This is a genomic window from Gordoniibacillus kamchatkensis (assembly GCF_000829455.1).
GTDB classification, from domain to species: Bacteria; Bacillota; Bacilli; order Paenibacillales; family NBRC-103111; genus Gordoniibacillus; species Gordoniibacillus kamchatkensis.
The window spans coordinates 1-2,284 of record NZ_JXAK01000136.1; the positions used below are offsets into that span (position 1 = coordinate 1).

Genomic DNA, 2,284 nt, shown 5'->3' on the forward strand with positions numbered 1-2,284 from the left:
TTTCGAATTTCATTTGAAGGAGAGATCGGTTCATGTCCAACGCGCAAAAAGCACTCGTGATGGCGGCAGGCATTTTTCTGGCCATCGCGCTCATTACCCTCGCCGTCGTATTGTTTATTTCCGCGCAAGACTCCACCAAGGCGGCGCAAAGCAACTTCAGCAATATCCAGACGGAGCTGTCGCAAACGGCGTTTACGGTGTACGACAACACGACGTTGTCGGGCAGTCAGGTGGTCAACGCGCTGCGCAAGTTCAGCGATAAAGAAGAGTTCGGCATCCAGATTGTCACCGGGAAAAATCCGGCGGGTCAGTGGTATGGCAAGGTGATCAACACGGGTGTTCCGATCGACAGCGTGACTTACGGCTCAGTGGTTGGTGAAGCGCCGGGGCAACTGAGCCATGCGCTCGATGAGGCGAATATCAACTACGTCAATCCGAGCGGCAAATTTCGGGCGCAACTGGTGCACGACAGCAGCAACGTCATTCGCGGCATCGTGTTTCGTCAGCAGTAAGCGCCCTTACTGACATCACAACGCTGACGGGTCGTCCTTCCGGGTATAGACGGACGCCCCGGCGTTTTCAAGGAGGAAGCCGATGGAACATGCCCCCAGAACGATGCTGGAAATGAGCGTGGCCTGTCTTCTCTTTCTGATGGCCGCAACGAGCGGACTCATGCTCTTTCAAACCGGGGCCGCGCTGAACGCCACCGCCTATGTGTCGGGAAAGACGCTGGATCGCAACATGCAGATGACGTTTTCGCCGATTGCCGGCGACGGCACCGTATCCGGCGCAGAGGTAGCGCAATCCATTGCCCGGCTGGAGACGGGAGACGCGGAAATTGTGGTGGACGGCGTTCGATACGCGCCGCCGCTCGATCGGGACCCGTTCGTCCCCGCCGGCATTCGCCTGAATGCCCGGTATTCGGCAGTCGCCCAGCGGGATGCGTCCGGGCGGCTGCTGCGCCTCATTTTCGCTTTACGCTAAGGAGAATGCCATGAACAGTTTCTCGAAAGTTTTCGCGGTGCTCATTGCCGTTCTTTTGCTCTACCTCTACCCCATTTCCGCAGCCTTCGACCAGCAGGACGATATTTCGGAACTGGTCGTCCTGAAAGCGACGACAACATTTGTGGATGCGGTGCGGGACAAAGGCTTTGTGTCACCGACCATGTACAACGACTTTATGGAGACGATTGCCGCAACGGGCAACACCTTCGATGTGCAAATGGAACACGGCAGCAAAAAGTATGTGCCGGTTTATGACGACCCGACAAGGCCGGACACGTTTCGGGGCAGCTACGAAGTGCACTACGACCTATTTTACAACGCGCAGATTTTGCCTGTTCTGTTCCCAAACAGCGCGGCCGCAAAAGACGATCCGGCGCGACGTTACAAGCTGCGGGTCGGCGATACGTTTGCGGTCACGGTCAAAAATACGAACCGGACTCCCGGCACGATCCTGTTCGATTTTCTGAACCAGGCCATCAGTCCGAACGAAAAAATCTTCATTCCTTACGGCGGGGTGGTGCGCAATGAGGCTGATTGAATGGGCCCTTGTCGGGGCGCTCATTTTCCTGCCGTTTGCGACCGTGAATCGCATCGAGGTCGAAACGCAGCGGAAGGCGCTACTCTCCGAGCTGCGCTATAACGCCGCGCTGGATGCGGCGGTGGATGACGCGGCGCGGATGTTGACCGTCAATGCGAATCAGCAGCGGGAGACGCAATACGAATCGGCCAAGCGAGTGGCGCTGAACAAGGACGAGGCGATTGCCGCTTTTTATCGGACGCTGTACGCAAGCTTAGGCATTTCCGACGATCCCGTTGCCCAAGGCGTGTTGAGTCGGTATATCCCGGCTATTGCGGTGATTGGTTACGACGGCTTCTACGTCTATGCCGAGGAGGAGTGGACGGGAGCCGATGGGCACACGGAACAGAAACCGGTTTGGGGAGCGAAAAAGCCGTATGCTTACGCCGATTCATCGGGCAACAGCCTTTCGTTCACGCTGGACGATTTCGTCCTCGCTTACGATGCGGGCAGCCGGAGCTGGCACGAAGGCTTGCGGGCCGACGTCGGGCAGCAGACGAACATTGCGCTATTAAAGGATGCGGGGCGATTTGAGCAGGTGCGCCGAAGCACCATCGTCCGCGCAATTGAAGACGAACTCGCCTACCGGATCAACAAACACAACGAATCGGTTTCCCGATACGGTTTTTCTTACACCTTCACGCTGCCGACCATTTCGCAGGAGGAATGGCACAATACCGTTGATGACGTCGGGGTGCTTGC

Annotated in this window: 4 protein-coding genes; all 4 read left to right on the top strand. The window is 57.1% G+C overall.

Annotated features, from left to right (window positions below; translation table 11 throughout):
• The first annotated feature begins 32 nt into the window (after nucleotides 1–32).
• Nucleotides 33–512, top strand: a complete 480-nt coding sequence (locus SD70_RS32375; protein WP_041052829.1) for a hypothetical protein — start codon at nucleotides 33–35, stop codon at nucleotides 510–512.
• Nucleotides 513–594: 82 nt separating this feature from the next.
• Nucleotides 595–984 (top strand): hypothetical protein, encoded by a 390-nt coding sequence (locus tag SD70_RS32380; RefSeq protein WP_041052830.1) that lies wholly within the window; start codon nucleotides 595–597, stop codon nucleotides 982–984.
• Between the two features lie 10 nt (nucleotides 985–994).
• Nucleotides 995–1,543: a hypothetical protein gene (locus tag SD70_RS32385; RefSeq protein WP_041052831.1), complete on the top strand. Its 549-nt coding sequence runs from the start codon at nucleotides 995–997 to the stop codon at nucleotides 1,541–1,543.
• Nucleotides 1,530–2,284 (top strand): hypothetical protein (locus tag SD70_RS32390; RefSeq protein ID WP_041052832.1); only part of this gene is annotated, 755 nt, incomplete at its 3' end. The genes SD70_RS32385 and SD70_RS32390, both read left to right, overlap by 14 nt.

Bases quoted from the DNA above. Each gene is read 5' to 3' on its own strand.
- SD70_RS32375 (WP_041052829.1), top strand. From the start codon at position 33: ATGTCCAACGCGCAAAAAGCACTCGTGATGGCGGCAGGCATTTTTCTG.
- SD70_RS32380 (WP_041052830.1), top strand. From the start codon at position 595: ATGGAACATGCCCCCAGAACGATGCTGGAAATGAGCGTGGCCTGTCTT.
- SD70_RS32385 (WP_041052831.1), top strand. From the start codon at position 995: ATGAACAGTTTCTCGAAAGTTTTCGCGGTGCTCATTGCCGTTCTTTTG.